This window comes from Dietzia sp. KRD202 (assembly GCF_017168155.1).
Taxonomy (GTDB): Bacteria; Actinomycetota; Actinomycetes; order Mycobacteriales; family Mycobacteriaceae; genus Dietzia; species Dietzia kunjamensis.
Genome location: NZ_JABFAN010000018.1, coordinates 297,925 through 314,025, shown reverse-complemented (window position 1 = coordinate 314,025; position 16,101 = coordinate 297,925). Strand labels below are relative to the sequence as shown.

Annotated in this window: 20 protein-coding genes, 1 tRNA gene and 1 riboswitch; of the genes, 8 read left to right on the top strand and 13 right to left on the bottom strand. The window is 68.7% G+C overall.

What is annotated here, in order from left to right:
• Together J1M64_RS15360 and J1M64_RS15355 are read right to left on the bottom strand one after the other, a co-directional pair.
• Window positions 1–409: single-stranded DNA-binding protein (locus J1M64_RS15360; RefSeq protein ID WP_206474671.1), on the bottom strand; the 409-nt coding region annotated here is incomplete at its 3' end.
• A 169-nt stretch (window positions 410–578) separates the two neighbouring features.
• On the bottom strand, window positions 579–2,609 hold the full coding sequence (locus tag J1M64_RS15355; RefSeq protein ID WP_206474669.1) for a cytochrome c oxidase assembly protein: 2,031 nt from the start codon (window positions 2,607–2,609) through the stop codon (window positions 579–581).
• Window positions 2,610–2,717: 108 nt separating this feature from the next.
• Between J1M64_RS15355 and J1M64_RS15350 the strand changes: the two genes are divergently transcribed.
• The 4 genes from J1M64_RS15350 (at window position 2,718) to J1M64_RS15335 (ending at window position 4,031) form a co-directional block, all read left to right on the top strand.
• Window positions 2,718–2,790: transfer RNA gene (locus tag J1M64_RS15350), tRNA-Arg, on the top strand.
• 145 nt (window positions 2,791–2,935) lie between these two features.
• A complete protein-coding gene (locus tag J1M64_RS15345; RefSeq protein WP_206474667.1) occupies window positions 2,936–3,214 on the top strand; it encodes a hypothetical protein in 279 nt (92 codons plus the stop codon).
• The gene (locus J1M64_RS15340) at window positions 3,211–3,741 is read left to right on the top strand and encodes a hypothetical protein (protein WP_206474666.1); all 531 of its coding nucleotides are present in this window, start codon (window positions 3,211–3,213) and stop codon (window positions 3,739–3,741) included. Before J1M64_RS15345 ends, J1M64_RS15340 begins: the two co-directional genes overlap by 4 nt.
• 53 nt (window positions 3,742–3,794) lie before the next feature.
• A complete protein-coding gene (locus J1M64_RS15335) occupies window positions 3,795–4,031 on the top strand; it encodes a hypothetical protein (protein WP_206474665.1) in 237 nt (78 codons plus the stop codon).
• 715 nt (window positions 4,032–4,746) lie between these two features.
• Here J1M64_RS15335 and J1M64_RS15330 read toward each other — a convergent pair.
• From J1M64_RS15330 to J1M64_RS15285, 10 genes are all read right to left on the bottom strand, one after another.
• On the bottom strand, window positions 4,747–5,595 hold the full coding sequence (locus J1M64_RS15330) for a phage major capsid protein (protein WP_206474664.1): 849 nt from the start codon (window positions 5,593–5,595) through the stop codon (window positions 4,747–4,749).
• Between the two features lie 128 nt (window positions 5,596–5,723).
• A complete protein-coding gene (locus J1M64_RS15325) occupies window positions 5,724–6,194 on the bottom strand; it encodes a hypothetical protein (protein WP_206474662.1) in 471 nt (156 codons plus the stop codon).
• On the bottom strand, window positions 6,187–6,426 hold the full coding sequence (locus J1M64_RS15320) for a hypothetical protein (RefSeq protein ID WP_206474660.1): 240 nt from the start codon (window positions 6,424–6,426) through the stop codon (window positions 6,187–6,189). Before J1M64_RS15320 ends, J1M64_RS15325 begins: the two co-directional genes overlap by 8 nt.
• Entirely contained in the window at window positions 6,423–6,602 is a 180-nt protein-coding gene (locus tag J1M64_RS15315; RefSeq protein ID WP_206474658.1) for a hypothetical protein, read from the bottom strand. The genes J1M64_RS15320 and J1M64_RS15315 overlap by 4 nt, the downstream gene beginning before the upstream one ends.
• A 112-nt stretch (window positions 6,603–6,714) precedes the next feature.
• The gene (locus J1M64_RS15310; protein ID WP_206474657.1) at window positions 6,715–7,008 is read right to left on the bottom strand and encodes a WhiB family transcriptional regulator; all 294 of its coding nucleotides are present in this window, start codon (window positions 7,006–7,008) and stop codon (window positions 6,715–6,717) included.
• Entirely contained in the window at window positions 7,005–7,253 is a 249-nt protein-coding gene (locus tag J1M64_RS15305) for a hypothetical protein (RefSeq protein WP_206474655.1), read from the bottom strand. The genes J1M64_RS15310 and J1M64_RS15305 overlap by 4 nt, the downstream gene beginning before the upstream one ends.
• Complete coding sequence (locus tag J1M64_RS15300; RefSeq protein ID WP_241261644.1) at window positions 7,246–9,330, bottom strand: bifunctional DNA primase/polymerase; 2,085 nt, start codon at window positions 9,328–9,330, stop codon at window positions 7,246–7,248. Before J1M64_RS15300 ends, J1M64_RS15305 begins: the two co-directional genes overlap by 8 nt.
• A 2-nt stretch (window positions 9,331–9,332) precedes the next feature.
• Window positions 9,333–9,596 carry a hypothetical protein gene (locus tag J1M64_RS15295; RefSeq protein WP_206474652.1) on the bottom strand — a complete coding sequence of 88 codons (264 nt, stop codon included), beginning with the start codon at window positions 9,594–9,596 and terminating at the stop codon, window positions 9,333–9,335.
• Between the two features lie 2 nt (window positions 9,597–9,598).
• Window positions 9,599–9,799 carry a helix-turn-helix domain-containing protein gene (locus J1M64_RS15290; RefSeq protein WP_206474650.1) on the bottom strand — a complete coding sequence of 67 codons (201 nt, stop codon included), beginning with the start codon at window positions 9,797–9,799 and terminating at the stop codon, window positions 9,599–9,601.
• A 251-nt stretch (window positions 9,800–10,050) separates the two neighbouring features.
• Complete coding sequence (locus J1M64_RS15285; RefSeq protein ID WP_206474648.1) at window positions 10,051–11,205, bottom strand: site-specific integrase; 1,155 nt, start codon at window positions 11,203–11,205, stop codon at window positions 10,051–10,053.
• Between the two features lie 311 nt (window positions 11,206–11,516).
• Window positions 11,517–11,614: riboswitch (TPP riboswitch) on the top strand.
• Window positions 11,615–11,647: 33 nt separating this feature from the next.
• On the opposite strand from J1M64_RS15285, the gene J1M64_RS15280 reads away from it, so the two are divergent.
• The 3 genes from J1M64_RS15280 to J1M64_RS15270 are packed head-to-tail and all read left to right on the top strand — an operon-like array spanning window position 11,648 to window position 14,264.
• Window positions 11,648–12,436 (top strand): ATP-binding cassette domain-containing protein, encoded by a 789-nt coding sequence (locus tag J1M64_RS15280; protein WP_307872456.1) that lies wholly within the window; start codon window positions 11,648–11,650, stop codon window positions 12,434–12,436.
• The gene (locus tag J1M64_RS15275; RefSeq protein ID WP_206474645.1) at window positions 12,433–13,212 is read left to right on the top strand and encodes an ABC transporter permease; all 780 of its coding nucleotides are present in this window, start codon (window positions 12,433–12,435) and stop codon (window positions 13,210–13,212) included. Before J1M64_RS15280 ends, J1M64_RS15275 begins: the two co-directional genes overlap by 4 nt.
• Window positions 13,209–14,264 carry an ABC transporter substrate-binding protein gene (locus J1M64_RS15270; protein ID WP_206474643.1) on the top strand — a complete coding sequence of 352 codons (1,056 nt, stop codon included), beginning with the start codon at window positions 13,209–13,211 and terminating at the stop codon, window positions 14,262–14,264. The genes J1M64_RS15275 and J1M64_RS15270 overlap by 4 nt, the downstream gene beginning before the upstream one ends.
• A 119-nt stretch (window positions 14,265–14,383) precedes the next feature.
• Here J1M64_RS15270 and J1M64_RS15265 read toward each other — a convergent pair whose 3' ends face one another.
• Window positions 14,384–15,337, bottom strand: coding sequence for a GlxA family transcriptional regulator (locus J1M64_RS15265; protein ID WP_163376849.1), 954 nt, complete (start codon window positions 15,335–15,337; stop codon window positions 14,384–14,386).
• A gap of 118 nt (window positions 15,338–15,455) precedes the next feature.
• Here J1M64_RS15265 and J1M64_RS15260 point away from each other — a divergent pair, with 118 nt between their 5' ends.
• A complete protein-coding gene (locus J1M64_RS15260; RefSeq protein WP_119192386.1) occupies window positions 15,456–16,085 on the top strand; it encodes a cysteine hydrolase family protein in 630 nt (209 codons plus the stop codon).
• The last annotated feature ends 16 nt before the right edge of the window (window positions 16,086–16,101 follow it).

Genomic DNA, 16,101 nt, shown 5'->3' with positions numbered 1-16,101 from the left:
GGCCGGCGTCGACACCCGCCCCGTCGACGCCGGCCCCCTCGGCCGGCGCGTCCGTCCTGGCGCGGCGCACGGTGACGTCCATGCGGGACAGGTCGGGCCCCACGGCGCTGACCCGCATCTCCAGGTCGCGCATGATGCGACCGTCGCGTTCGTACTCGTTGGTGAGCAGCCGGCCGTGCAGGATCACGCCGTCGCCCTTGCACAGCGCGCCGGACGCCCGTTGCCCGAGGCGTCCCCAGCAGTTGGCCGAGAAGTACAGCGTGCCGCCGGTCTTCCACTCGCCGGTGAGCCGGTCCTGGTAGCGGCTGTTACTGGCCACCCGGAAGGTGAAGACCTGGTCGTCGCCCACCCTCCGGGTGGTGGGATCGGTGATCACGGTTCCGCGGACGGTCGTGTGGGTCTCGTTCATGGGCTCACTCCTGTCACGTTCGGCCGACCGTGCGTCGGCCTCGTGACTTGCAGCGTGCCTCACCTCGTCGTCGTCACCCCTCGTTCCCACCGCCCGCGGTGGCGGCCCTGTGGAGGGGGGCGGGGGGTGTGGAGAACCGGCGTCTGTGACGACGACGAGGTGTTCGGACTCAGGGCCGGCGGTCGGCGCGGGACATCTCCCGGAGCATCTCGTTGTAGGCCTTGAGCTCGGCATCGTCGTCGCGGTCGGCCTGCCGCTCACCGCGCCGCGCGTCGCGCATGTCGCTCTGGTACCACTGCCACGCCAGGGCCAGCATGACGATCACCAGCGGGATCTCCCCCGCCGCCCAGGCGACGCCGCCGCCGACCTGCTGGCTCTGCAGTAGATCCGGGATCCACGGCAGGCCGATGCCCGAGTACCAGGGTTCGGCCAGCACGGTCTTGGTGTTCATGAGCAGGATGCCGAAGAACGCGTGGAACGGCAGCGAACTCAGCAGGACCATGAGCTTGTACATCGGCGAGAAGTGCCGCGGCGCCGCGTCCACGCCGATGATCACCCAGTAGAACAGGTAGCCGCTGATGAGGAAGTGCACGTTCATGAACATGTGGCCCAGGTGCTCCGAGGCCAACGTCTGATAGAACCCGCCGAAGTAGATGAGGTAGAAACCGGCCACGAACTGCACCGACGCCACGATCGGGTGGGTGAGGAAGTGCGAGAGCGGGTTGTTGATGAACTCCACCAGCCACTCGCGGGGCCCGGGAGGGTTGCCGCGACCGGCGGCCCGGAGCGCGCGCAGGGCCAGCGTGAACGGGCCACCGAGCGCCAGGAGGACCGGCACCAGCATCGAGATGAGCATGTGGCCCACCATGTGGCTGGCGAAGTCGGCCATCATGTACATCCCCATGCCGGAGCTGGTGGTGAGGAACAGGATCACGCAGCCCGCCACCCAGAACGCGGTGCGGCTCAGCGGCCAGGCATCCCCGCGGCGGCGCAGCCGCACCAGGCCCCAGAGGTACAGGCCGAGCAGGACCACCGCGGCCAGACCCAGCACCAGGTCGAAGCGCCAGGTGCCGAAGACCGTTCCGAACGCGAAGGGCCCGGGCAACTCGAAGCCCAGTAGCGCCTCCTGCCTCGTGGGTACGTACAGCGGCGCCGGCGGCGGGGTGCGGCCGAGCGAGACCGACAGCCCCAGGGTGCCGGCCATGACGACGGCCTCCACCACGATGATCCGCAGCAGCGTGGGCCGGTCGACCGGCGCATTGGCCCCCGTCGACTCGATCTTGGCGATGATCCGGCGGCGGATCGCCAGACCGAACAGCGCCAACAGGCACAGCGCCAACGCCTTGGACACGACCAGCAATCCGTAGGTGGAGGTGAGAAGGTCACCCGGGTGCAGGCGGACGAGCGCGTTGATCACGCCCGTGAACCCGAGGGCGACGATCGCGACCGTCGCCACCACCGAGTAGCGGCGCAGGGCCAGGGCGACGCGCGAGCCGCCGCGCCACGTGTGGATGATCAGCGCGATGAGCCCACCCACGTAGAACGCGGCGCCGAACAGGTGGATCATCAGCGAGTTGGTGGCCAGGTCGTGCGCGGTGCTGCCGGACGCGTGGCCCGTGGCTGCCACCGGAAGCAGCGAGAGGGCGGTGACGCCGAGCCAGATGACCGACCAGCGCCAGCTCAGCGTGAGTCGCTGCCCGATCCCGGCGACCAGCGCGATGATCGCGGCCCACCGCCACGAGGACGCGATGTCGATCTGGTTGATCGCGACCAACCACTGGCCCGGCGGGAGCGACTGGAGGAAAGTGCGCCCGGAGACGTCCGACAGGGTCAGCGGGATGAGCAGTGCCGCGGCGATCGCCCAGGCGATGTTCGCCCACGACGAGATCTGCTGCATGCGGTAGCCGTCGACGTCGAGGGTCTTGTCCTTCTGCGGCGGGGTGAAGAACGCCGCGAACAGCGCCGCCCCCACGGCCACGGCGGCGAGGAGCTCGGCGATCGACCGGAGCGCCGGGAGGCCGGCCGTGGTGAGCGGACCCGGATCGGGCACGCCCACCAGCTCGAGCGCCACCTCGGCGGACATGGCCGACAGTGGGATCACCACCGCGGCCGCCACCGCCGCCAGGAGCAGTACCAGGGCGACGATGTTGCGGGTTCCGAACCGCCCGGCGGTGGCGGGGGCGGTCTTCGACGACGTCATGACCACCATCGTAGGAACCCGGACGCCCCCGGGCCGATTCGCCACTGTCCGACCCACCCCCCGGATCGGCTACCATTCTCCCGGCGACGCCCCACGCGCGCGTCGCAGGCCTCCGTAGCTCAGTGGATAGAGCATCCGGTTTCTACCCGGCTGGTCAGGGGTTCGAATCCTCTCGGGGGCGCAAGGTTTACGCAGGTCAAACGGCATTTATGCTGTGCGATCCGCAGGTCGTGCAACTGGCGTACAAGTTGCCTTGTGTTGGTCAATAGAAATGGCCCCGTAGCACGGGAACGCTCGGGGCCAGCGACCAAGACGAGGTAAGCGTCATGGCCAACAGCCAGCATCCCACACCGCCACCGCTCACAGGCGACGACATCACTCATTTCCGGCGCATCATCGCCGGCGGACCGGGCAACGACCGGCAGAAGATCACCGTCGAGGTCGTCAGCCTGGTCGACAACGGCGAGGCATCCCCGCCAATCCTCTCGGTTCACGGCGAGCTCGACATGGGCACCGACCAAGCCGTCGAGATTGCCGACGCGCTCGAGCGTGGCCAGGCGGCGTATAAGGTCGCTCTCAAGTCCTACTGGGAGTCCCTCCGATGAGCACCGACGCACGCACGCTCGCGGCGTACCACGAGGCAGGGCACGCCGTCGCCGCGCTGATGCGGGGCGGTAGCTCGCTCCTGTCCGTCACACTGTCCGACACCCACGGGGCGGGCATCACGTGGCACCGCTCCCATGTCTGGGACCAAGCGTTTATCGCCTACGCGGGACCGTGGGCCGAATCCCGGTACCAGTGGGGCGACCGACCGCTAGACGACCTTGACGACGACGAGTTCACGTTCGAGGACGTCCTCGGGGGTTGCCTACTATCCGGCGGGGCAGACGATTCCACCGTGATCGACAAGGGGTTGAGCATCGACTCAATCGCTGCCGAAATGGGCGTGCAAGCCGATGCGCCGGGTATCGCGGACCAGTTGCAGCAGATCGCCACGGCCCGCGAATCCGTGTGGCAGATCGAGTTGCAGCAGGCGTGGCCGGCCATCTGCGAGGTCGCGGCACGACTCATGGCCGGGGCGACCGTCACGAGTGACGAGGTTGACGCCTACCTCCAGGAGTCCCTGCGATGAGGGCGCCCGGCCAACGGCCCGCATGGTGCCAAGCACCCGAACCGGAAGAACCCATGATCGAACGGGCCACCGGCGCGCAGATCGTCACCTGGGCGCGGTACTTCGCCCCCACGGGCGTCACTTGGGACGTGGGCCTGTTCGCGGAGGACCGTCTCAGTCTCGACGGCCTCGACGCCGGCCCCACCTTCATTCGGGTGTTCGATCCCGAGTGCGACCTCACGCCCGACGAGGCCGAACGGTTCGCGCTGGCAATCATCGACGCCGTAAAGACGGCCCAGACGCGGCCCTGAGCGCGGTTCCCCCTCATCCGGCGTAGTCGGTCGGGCGGGGCGGGATCGGCGCTCAGCGTGCCGTACAGACGGGTGTTTGAGGCGGTCCACCCCTAAAAAGATCGTCCCGGTGTTCTCAATCCCACGAACCGGCGTGGGCGCTCCCGTAGCGGTGTCCGGCCGGACGCTACCGGGGGTCACGACAAAGCTCGCACCCATTCGGGGCGGGCTACTCGTCGTGCCGTGACGCGATATCGGGGCTTGGTTCGTGGGAAACCGTGGGGAGGGGTCAGCAAGGCCACCGGTCCCCGTAGGGGACTCCGTTGGCCGTAGCGGTGACCACTACCCGCCGGCCACACCACAGCACCGATTGTGACGCTGCATCCCGTCCACCCTCACGGTCGGCCCCCGGTGCATCGGCTCACCGCACACCGAACACGCCAGCATCCGCCGGCGGTCCTTCTCGAGGTACCTACACCGGTCAGAACAGAACCGCTGCCGCGGCGACCGGGCCACAAACCCCGCCGAACACTCGTCACACTGGCGATCCATCGGTCATCCTCACGCGAAAAGTAACGGCCCCGAAAAACGCTGGCACGGCCCTATTTCGATTCGGGGGGGTATTGGAAGCAATGCCGTGGGGGCCACCGTGGGGTGTCTGGGGGTCACCCCCCACCCCTCTCCGGCTGGTGACGCCCCCGACCGTGGTGGCCGGGGGCATCGTGGCCGGCGGGTGTTACTCGGCCGGGGTGGTGAGCGTCATCTTCACGAGGGCGCCCTGCGAGGGGAACGCGAATCCGACGCGCATGGTGGCGCGGACGGCGACCCGGTCGGAGTCGAAGTAGCGGCTCGAGTCGGTCTCGAGGCGGACGTCGTCGCGCAGGACGGTGAGGACTCGGCTTGAGTCGACGGCCCAGGCGGTTCCCGCGGTGAGCGAGGACGAGACATGCACGGGGATGCCCAGGACCTGCCTCGAGGTGCCGGCGGTGGCGTCGGTGCCCAGTAGGGGCTGCGCCGATCCGGTACCGACCTTCACCTTGGCGAGTGCGAGCGCGTCGTCGGGATGCATGACGAACGCGGTGACGGTTGCGCCTGCGGCCTCGGCCTCGGCGAGCGCGTCGGCGAACACGTCCACGCTCGAGAGTTCACCGGTCGCGGTTGCGGTTGCGGTCAGGCTGCCGAGTCCGGCCGGCGCGGGTGCGGACAGGTTGCCGAAGAACGCGGCGTCGACCTGTCGGGCCATGCTGCGGGCCAAGCCTTCCCCGACGATCTGGGCGGCGGCGGGGCTCGAGTCCTCGGCCAGCTCACGCGACAGGATGGTCAGGCCGGCGACCTTGGCCGGGGTGACGATGATCTCGTCGATGGTCGGATCGTCCGGGGTGATCTCGGCGCCCTCGGCGACCCATGCGGCGCCGGCGTCCTCGGTGACGACCGGGACGTGGAAGTTGGTTCCGGCGGTGCGGACGGTCGCGGCGACGGTGGGGTCGAACGCGAGCGCGGCGCGGGTGACGGGGTCGACGATGAGCGGCCCGTACTGCTCGGGCAGGATGCCGCCGACGTCGGAAGTGGTGGTGTAAAGAGCCATGAGGCTTGCCTCTCAGGAGTGCGTGAATGGGTGTCCCTGGTCCGGTCCTGCCGGTCCCTTGGTTGCCCTCCTGGGGCTGCGGTGACGGCCCGCGCTGCCCGCCGGGTGGTGGGCCGTCACCGCTCATTCTACCCTCTGCCGGGGCGGATCACGTCGGACCATGAGGCGGTGACGGTGTCCCCGGTTGCGGTGGCGCCGGATGCACGGCCGCCCCGCCGGTATCCCTGCGGTTTGATGCCGAACCGGTCGCGGGTGGCGCGGACCGCCTCGGTGACGGCGTCGAGGTCTAGCCGGCCGGTGTCGTCGACGAGGGTGTCGAGGTCCGGTTCGGCGGCCCAGAACGCGTCCGATTTGATGCCGAACCGTGCGACCTCGGTTTCGACGAGTGCCCGCCGTAGGTCGGTGACGTGTGCGGCGAGCTCGTCGGCGCGGGCGGTCGCTTGGTCGCGGGCGGCCTCGGCTTCCTTGGCGCGGTGCCGATACTTGGCGGCCTCGTGGTTGGGGTTGTCGGGCTCGTCGTCGTGCTGGTCCACGTCGGGGGCCTGGTCGTCAAGGACGGTGTCGGGGGCCTCGAGGGTGGGGTCGGTGGTCTCACTCATGGTGGTTCCCTTCTGGGGGTTCGATGCCGAGTAGCAGCGGGCTAACGGCGAGTGTTTCGGTGGTGGTGGTGACGCCGTGGGCGTCGAGTTCGGTGACGGTCACCTCGGTGTGCTGGGCGAGTTCCCAGCCGGTTGCGAGGTCGACCCGGTCGGTGGCCGGTGGTCGGGTTCGGCGGTCGGCCCGGTCGGCGATGAGCCGGCGTAGGTCGTTGATGTCGTGCTCGTCGTTCATTCGGTTCCCTTCTCGACGGTGTCGACGAGGGCGTCGGCGAGCCGGCGGGCGTCCCTCGGTGACAGGTGGACATGCACGTTGCCGACGGACAGGCGGGCGCCCTTGCTGGTGGGTTCGACGTTGAGGTCGGCGAACCGGGGCGCGATCCTCACGCGGGTGATGTGGCCGGTCATCATTTCTTCCCCTTGCGTCGGCGGCGGCGTCGGTCGCGGGCCTTGTGTGTCGGCCAGGTGTCCCCGTTGCGGATCGGTGCCCGGTACATGGCAATGAGCCTGAGCTTGTAGTCGTTCACTGGGCGGTTCCCTTCTGGTGGATGCGGACCCGTCGGCCGCGGTGGTCGAACGTGATTCCGGCCCAGGTGCCGGTGCGGTCAGAGGGGCGCATGTTCATGGCGGTTTCGTGGCACCGCTCGAGGACGGGGCAGACACCGCAGATTGCGCGCGCGTATTCGTTGCGCAGGGCGTAAAGGTCTGCGGGTTCGTTCTCGTCCCGCGGGTCGAACAGGTGGTGCTCTCCGGCGCAGGCGGCGCCCTCGAGGCGGTGGTCGACAATCTCGGCGAGCATGCGGGTCAACGGGTTCATTTGCGGCCCCCGTTCGCGTGGGCCTCTACTGCGTCGATGCCGGCGTCGGTGAGCTTGCTGGCGTACACCTTCACCGCGGCCTCGTGGAACAAGCCCAGGGCGTGCTGCGCTTGGGTGAGGTCGTCCATCGTGGCGGTGTACAGCGACACTCCGGCCCACTCGGTCAGGGTGGCGTCGAGGCGGTCGAGGTCGTCGGAACTCATCTCGTCAGCGACCAGGGGCCACAGTGGTCGGTTGTCACGCATCGGGACCACCCCCGGCCGGGAACGTTCCAGGTTTGGCGGTACCCCGGCACATCTGTCCCTGCGGATCTCTTACCTGGGGGTTGAGGGGGGGTAAAGCCATTTCTGGAACGTATTTGAGGGCGTCCGGTTCGATTCCCTCGGCGAGGGAGTACCGCCACACGGTTCCCCGCCGGTCGCTCGTGTCCTCACGGACCGTCAACACACCGAGCATGTGGAGCGCCTGCAATCCCCGGTCGACGGTGTTGCGCGGTAGGTCCAGGCGTTGACGCACCTCTCTGGTGGCGGCGTCGGGGTGGGCGGCGACGTCGTCGACGATCGCCAGGCGTAGCGGCGGCATCGAGTCGCGGGCGCATCGGATCGCCAGCCGCATCCCCTCGTCGCGGTCCAGGCCGATCGCCACGGACCCGCGGACGATCTGGGCGAGCTGTTTGGCGAACCGGGTGGGCATCTCGGGCTGGTGGGCGTATTCGGGGGTGCCTTGGTAGTCCGATTCGACTGCGGTGCGTGCCAGGGTGACGAGGTCGGCGGCGGCGAGTAGCCGGTCGGTTTCGTCGTCGGTGACGTTGATTCCCGGCCCGTCCACGGTGTTAAGCACCGCGCAGGTTTTCTCGGATAGTTCGGCCCGCATCTCGGTTTCCGATCCGGTGTTGCCGATTGCGCGGCGGCCGGCGGCCTGCCTGCCAACTGACGAGTCCATGCGGACCAGGACGAACCGGTCCCCCATTGAGGCGACCACGCCGTGCGCCCGGTCCCACGCGGTTGTTACTGCGCCGATGACAACGATGCGGCCGGCCCAGTCGAGGGTTTTTCCGCCGTCGGTGCCGACGTTGCGTGACCAGCGTCCGTCGTACACCTCGCGGAGTGCTCCGAGTACCTCGGCGCGGGCATCGCGGCTCATGGACAGGATCGAGGTCACGTCTTTCACGACGAGGATTCCGCGGTCCCCGATCTTGCGCAGTAGTCCTCCGGTGGCATCGCTGGCGCGTTCCTTGCGGCTGGTCGCGGACAGCAACGCACCTTGGGACGAGATCGTCGAGGTGATGATGCCGCCGGCCCCGTCGAGGGCTTGCACGGTCTCGGTTTTCGCGTTGCCGCTGCCGGATACCAGCAGCATCCACACCGGGTCACCGTCGAGGCGTTCGACTGCGGCGGCGGCGAGTACGGCGTGCATCGCATCGAGGTCGTAATCGGCCCCTAGCCAGCGGCGTGCTGCGGCGTCGAGCTCGTCGAGGGTGCCGCGCCGGTTGGTTGCCTTCACCACCGGTGCCGGGGCTTCCCGCTCTGGTATGTCGCGGGGCGAGTCCATGCCGGCCGTCAGACCGGATCGGATCGTCGCGGTGGCCTCGTGGTCGTCCAGTCCGATTCCCCGCGCTGCGGCGGCGAGCTGGTCGGCGACGTCGTTGGCGTCGGCACCGGCTGCGACGACGAGGGTTCCCAGGTTGTAGGCGGCCCGGTTGAGGGTGTCGTTACGCGACCCTTCTGGGGCGCCCGCTACGGCGTCCAGTTCGGCGGCGAGGGCGGCGGCCCAGTATCGGCCCCCGCGCTCGTCACCGTTGATCCTGGGGGCTACTGCGGGCCTCTCGCGGACCACCGGGCGGCGCACGACCCGGTCGAGCAGGTGGGCGGGTAGGTCTGCCGGTTCGGTGTCATCCTCGAGGACGTACCGGCCCCCGTCAGGGTGAACACTCGGCGGCATGACGAGGTACCCGCTCGAGGTCTTGACGTCGATCCCCTCGGCGCCGTCGAGCTTGCCGCGGACCCGGTCCTCGATCCCCTCGGGTAACCATGCCCACACATGCCAGCCGCCCCCGCCGGTCTTGGTCCGATAGGTGGGCGGGAGGTCTCCCAGCGCGTCGAGCGTGCCACCGTGCCGGGGGTCGACGTCGAGGACCACGACACCGGCCGGGGGTCGGGCGGCGATGTTCGCGTCGGGGGTTGCGGTCCACCATGCGCGGATCGTGGCCGGGTCGGTGGTCGCGTCGTCTTTGCCGTGGGCAGTTGCCGGCCGCTTCGTGCGAGGGACGAGGGGGAACACCTCGAGCCCCTGGGCGGCGTAGGCGAGGGCGTGGTCGAGCATGGTCACTGGATCACCGCCTGCGGGGTGAGGGTGACGAGGACGAGGTATGCGTACTTGCCCCGTTCGCGGGCTCGTGTGACGGCCCGTTCAGCCGATGCGAGGGTCAGGAACAGGCGGCGCCGGTATCGGCCTTCACCGGTTTCGACGAGGACGGCGTACCCGGCTGCGGCGGCGAGCACACTGTCGTGGCGCGGGGTAGAATCGTCAGCAGTCGGATGGTTTGGGGCGCCCTCGTTCACAGCGGGGGCGTTCTCTTTTGCGCTCACGCTCACGCACCCCGCTTCACAGCGGCGAGGGGGCGCATCATGGCGTCGAGCTCGTCGAGGTCGACGCGGATCATGCGCGGCCCCAGGCGGTACCCGGTGATCCGACCCTCGGCGATCCATCGGCGGATGGTCTGGTGGTGGGCGTCGACGTACTCGGCAGCGTCGTTGATCGACACGTACCGGCGTTCTGGTGACTGAGACACAGAAACTCCCGTGAAACGGCAAAACGCCAAGCGGCAGCCACCTAGTTCGGTGTCTGTGCTCGGCGTCCCATGCGGGGTTCCCGTGTCTTACGGGGCTGTCTGGCCGTTCGTCGAGACCTTCATCGCGTGCCGTGCGGCTCGGCCTGGTGGCCGGCGATTCTCCCTCGACTAGCGTTCGACGTTATGCGCGGGTATTACTACCCGTGCCACTGAAGTTACACCCATGTGATTAAGTGCGCAACCGTGCGCTACTACTCCCCCATCATCTGAGACATTCGGGCGGCGATCTCGGCATCACGGCCGGCCGCAGCGTGCTGGTAACGCATGCTCATGGCCGGCGTGGTGTGGCCCAACCTCGACATGAGTTCCTTGGTTGTGGCACCGGCGCGGGCAGCGAGCACGGCGCCCTGGTGCCGTAGGTCGTGGAACCTTAGCCCCGGCCGTTCGATGGTCTCGGCAGCGGCCTTGAACGTGCGGCGCAGGGTCCACTCGTCGAGTACCCCGTCAGCCTTGCCAGTGAACAACAGCGAGTCACGGCCCCTGCCGACGTGCCGCTCGAGATGGTCCAGCACGGCGGGCACGATGTGCGGCGGCACCGTCACGTCACGCACCCCGGCGTCGGTCTTCGGGGTCGAGAACACCGGCTTTGACTTGATGAACGTGACCCCGCGGCGCACATAGACCTCGGTGCCGTCCGGTGCCACATCACGGCGGCGCAGCGCGAGCACTTCCCCACGCCGTAGACCGCACCACGCGGCCAGCAGCACCACAAGACGAATCTCGTCGGGCATAGCGGCAGCGAGGCGGTCCAGCTCTCCTGCGGGCAACACTTCAATCTCGTGGACACGCTTGGTCTGCGATGCACCGCGGATTCGGCAGGGGTTCGCCTCGATCAGTCCGTCGTCGACGGCGGTGCCCAGGATGGTTCGCAGTAGCGCGTAACAGTGGGCGTTGCGTGTGGCGCCGCTGCGGTCGCGGCCACCGTTCGGGGCGGACGGGGTGGCGACGAGGGCGGCGTGCCACTTGCGGACGACGGCCGGGGTGATCGTGGTCAGGTCGAGGTCTCCCAGTTCGGGCAGGATGCGCGTCTCGAGCTTGGACCGGTACGCGGTCCTGGTCGACGGTTTCAGGTTGCGTTCGTCGAGCCAGGTTCGGGCGTAGTCGGCCAGCAGTACGGCCGGGGCCTCTTCCTGCGTCTTGGCCCGGTCGGCGGGCGGAGTCCATACGTCGAGGTCGACTAGTCGCCGTTCGTGGGCGCACCATGCGGCGGCGTCGTCGTGGGCGTGGAACGTGGCGGGCGCTAAGTGTTTGACCCCGTCTGGGCCTACGTAGTGGGCCTGGTAGCGGCCCGACGGTAGTTTGCGGATCGCTCCGAACCCTCGTCTGACACCCCGCTTGTTGCCCATCGTGGCCCCTCTCGTGCAACTCGCATGCAAGACCTATCCGATCTTGTGTTCACTCATGCTATCGTATGCGCAAGAGGCGATAACGTCTCTGACCAGCACAATCAACTATCAGCGCAGGTCACGGCCAGCAAACCGGGCCAGTTCACGAAGGGTTCGAATCCTCTCGGGGGCGCACTCACGCCGACACGAGCCGACAGTCCGCACGCTACAGAAGGCGGCCCGCCCGCTCCTCGCTCCAGCCATGGACGCACATCAGATCCCGAGATGTGCCGGTGGTACGTTCGGACTTCGAGCTGATTCGCAAGATCAGCATCGATGACACGGGGTGCCCCTACCGGACGGGGCTGAGATCACACCCGCTGAACCTGAACTCGTTCACACGAGCGGAGGGATGTCAGATGCGCTGGCATGCGCTTTCGTGAGCCACCCAGGAACCACGGCAGTGGCTTTGGATGGACTGGGGCACGCCTATTCGGGCGCGCTCCGCCCGGTTCTCGCGGACCTGAACCTGTCCGTCCCGGTTGGCAAGCATGTCGCGGTGGTCGGGCGCAGCGGATGCGGTAAGTCCACGCTGCTGTCGGTGATCGCCGGCCTCATCGAACCGACCACCGGGACCGCCGCCGTCCTCGATGAACGCCGGCCCGCACGACGCCTGGAATCCTGCGCGTTGATGCCCCAGGGCGACAGCCTGTTGCCCTGGCTGTCCCTGCTCGACAACGTCGCGATCAGTCTCCGTAACCAACGAGTGGGCCGGCGCGTGGCCCGATCCGAGGCCCAGCGCATGCTGGACCGTGTGGGACTGGGCGCCTGGTCCGATGCCCGTCCCTCAGCTCTCAGCGCGGGCATGCGCCAGCGCGCAGCGCTCGCGCGCGCTCTGCTGGCGCGCAAACCCGTGCTGCTGGCTGACGAGCCGCTCGGAGCGCTCGACGCGATCACCCGCGCGGAGGTCCAGCAGTGGCTCCGCGACACCATCACCCACACCTCGGCCACCCTCGTCATGGTCACGCACGACGTCGATGAGGCACTGCTCCTCTCCGAACGCGTGGTCCTGTTGGCACGAGACGAAGCCGACGCCCCGGCGCGTGTGGTCCGCACCTGGCCGGGATGGTTCAGCGACGACCGGCCCCGCGAGGTCCTCCTCGGCGACGAGGCGTTCGCGGCAGCCCGCAGGGAAGTGCTCCGGGCACTGGCCCGGGAATCCCACCTGACCGGAGGCGGCACCGCCCCATGACCGTGCGATTCCTCCGCTCCGCCGGCCCTGCCTGCGTCACGCTCCTGCTGGTCCTCGCCGCGTGGATCACGGTCACCACGCTCGAGCTCGTGCCCGAGTACGTCATTCCCTCACCCCTCGCCGTGCTCGACTCGCTCGTATCCACCTGGCCCGACCGGCTGGGCTCGGCCACATTGCTGACCGCCACGGAGACCGTCGTCGGGGTGGTCCTCGGAGTGGTCGTCGCGGTGACCGTGGTCGTCATCAGCGGATTCGTGCCCGCCGTCGGTCACGCCATGACCCCCCTGCTGGTCGCCTCCCAGGCCATCCCGGTCATCGTGATAGGCCCACTGTTGACGATCTCCCTCGGCTACGGCATGGCGCCGAAGGTCATCGTGGTGGCCCTGCTGTGCTTCTTCCCGGTCGCCCTCAATCTCCTCTCCGGAATCCGCTCGGTCGACGCCCGGATGATCGACACCCTGCGGAGTCTGCACGCCACCAGGTGGTCGCTCTTCTGGCGGGTGCGTCTGCCCTTCGCCGCGCCTCGCGGCTTCGCCGGGCTGCGCGTCTCGGTCACCTTCGCGCCGGTGGCCGCCGTCTTCGCCGAGTACACCGGCTCCACCAACGGCCTGGGCTACCTCATGCTCCAGGCGATCCCCCGGCTCCAGACCGATTTCGTCTTTGCCCAGGTGGCGGTGCTGACGATCATGTCCAGCGTCCTCCTCGCCAGCGTGACCATGCTCGAACGCCTGATCTGCCCGTGGAACACACCCACCGGGGAAAGGAACCCATCATGACGGAAACACGACCCAGCAGGATCCGACGCCGGACTCTCACGCGCCCCGGCGCCCGCATGCTCGCGATGGTGGCCGCAGCCGCGGTGGCTCTGACCGGCTGCCAGGCATCCTCGGACAACGCCGAGCCAGGCGAGACCGGCGCCGCCCCGGTCAGTGTTCTGCTCGACTGGAGCCCCAATCCCGACCATGTGGCCCTGTACACCGCGCAGCACACCGGCACCTACGCCGACGCCGGCGTGGACGTGACGTTCACGACGCCGTCCAACACGGCCGACGCCGCCCGGGAGGTGTCCCTGGGGCGGGTCGACCTGGCCATCTCCTACGAGCCCGACACGCTCATCGCCCTCGAACAGGGACTCGACGTGATCTCGGTCGCGGCACTGATCCCGACGTCCTTGACCTCCCTGATCGCCAGGACGGAGTCCGGCATCACCTCCGCAGCCGATCTGGAGGGCAAGACCGTGGGGTTGTCGGGGCTGGCCTCCCAGGAACCGACCCTCGACTTCATCGCCCGTGAGGCCGGAATCGATCCTGACTCGATATCCACCCCCAATGTGCAGCAGAGTCTCAACCAGGCGCTCCTGACCGACCAGGTGGACGCGATCTTCGGGGCGTTCCGCAACATCGAAGGCGTGGAACTCGGCGCCCGGGGCGATGTCGAGATCATGCCGGTCACCGAACTCGGGGTGCCCGACTACGCGGAACTGGTGATCATCGCGAACCCGAACCGGCTCGCCGGCGACGCCGACTATGCCGAGCGCGTGGGCGACTTCCTCGCCGGAACCGGGGCCGGGCAGCAGGCCGCGTTGGCGGACCGCCGTATTGCCCTCGAGTCCCTCACCCCGGTGACCGAGGGCTCCTACGAGCCCGACATGCTGGAGAAGATGATCGACGCCACGCTGGCGCTTCTACCCGAGGAGGATTTCGGGCGGCAGACAGCCCGGGACTGGGCGGCCTACGCGTCGTGGATGCATGACAACGGACTGCTGGAGACCGAGGTCGACGGCGCCGCTGCCATGACCAACGACTACCTGCCCCTGTCCGGCGGCTAGATGGTCTGGTCACGTAGATCGTGGCCATGACGTCTGCGGCCGCGTTCCGCACCGGGCAGGCGCCGTTCCTACCGGTCGGGACGCGTCCGCATGGTCCGGGGCGACGGGCCTGGTGGAACTCACTCCTGCGCCTCCCCGAACCGGGCGCGGTAGGACGACGGTGTCGTCGAGTACTTCCTGTCGAAGTTCTGCCGGAACGTCACCGCGCTGCCGAACCCACAGTCGCGGGCGATGTCCTCGATCGAGCGGGTCGTGGTCTCGAGCAGCGTCCGCGCGTGGTCGAGCCGGCGCGACAGCACCCATCGCCCGGGGCTCGCGCCGGTGGTCGCCCGGAACTTCCGGGCGAAGCTGCGTCTGCTCATGCAGGCGTGTCCGGCGAGGTCGTCCACCGAGAGCGGCCGGTCGAGATTGGCCAGCGCCCAGTCGATCGTCTCCCCGATCTCCCCGTCGTCTCCCCCGTCGGGCACCGGCAGTTCCACGTACTGCGCCTGGTCACCCTCGCGGTGCGGCGCCACCACGATCCTGCGGGCCAGCACGGCGGCCTTCGCGGCACCGAGCCGGGATCGGACGATGTGGACGCACGCGTCGAGCGAGGCGGCCGTCCCCGCGGAGGTGATCACATCCCCGTGGTCGATGTACAGGTCGGACGAGCGGACGTCGACCGCCGGGTACCGCAGGGCGAGCTCCGCCGCACCCTCCCAGTGGGTGACGACGGTACGACCGTCCAGCACTCCGCTCGCGACCACGGGATAGGCACCGAGGCACAACCCCGCCACCAGGCTGCCCCGGGAATGGGCGCCACGCACGATCGATAACAGGCACGGATCCCGGTCGGGGAGTTCCGGAGACCATGAGGGGAAAACCAGTATGTCGGCCTGCTCCGCCGTCGCGGGCCCGTCGAGGTCGCCGAGCACGATCCCCTCGGCGGTGTTGACGTCTCCGCCGTCTGTGCTCCAGGTGTCGACCTGCCACCCGTCCGCGAGTCCGAGCCGGGTCACCTCGCCGAAGACGAGGAGGGGCGCCGCGAGGTGGAACATCGTGATGCCGTCGAAGACGTGAACGGCGATACGCACAGGTTGGCCCATTTCCATCGAAAGTGTTCCTTTGTGCCGCTCACGGTAGCGCAGTCGGTCCGCGAGGATCGGGGTAACGGCCGAGTTCCCGGCCGTACCGCCTATCCGGAGGATCCACATGAGTTCGCAGAATCGCGCGTTGATCGTCGTCGACGTACAGCAGGAGTACTTCGACGGTCCGCTCGAGATCCAGTACCCACCCCGTGACGAGTCGCTCGCCCAGATCGTCCGTGCGGTCGACGCGGCGAGCGAGGCCGGCATGCCCGTGGTGGTCGTCCAGCACGACCTGCCGGAGGGCGCTCCGGTGTTCGCGAACGGCAGCGCCGGGTGGTCCCTGCACGCGGACCTCGAGAGCCGCCTCCAGCCGCAGTGGAAGCGCGTGACCAAGAGTTATGCCAGCGTCTTCGACGGCACCGGGCTGGTCGACTGGCTTCGGGAGCAGGGCGTCGACCGGGTGACGCTCGTCGGCTACATGACCAACAACTGCATTCTCGGCACCGCCGTGACCGCGGAACCGCTGGGCATCGCCGTGGAGGTCCTCTCCGACGCCACCGGTGCGATCCACATCTCCAACTCCGCCGGGTCGGTCCCGGCACAGCAGGTCCACGAGACGCTGATGGCAGTGCTCAACTCGAATCTCGCCGCGGTCGCCACGACCGACGCCTGGGTCGAGTCCGTCTCGTCGGGGGCCGAGCTCACCGGCAGCGATCTGGGCAGTTCCGCCATGCAGGGCCGCGCCGAGCACTGACCGCGGGACGTCGCGA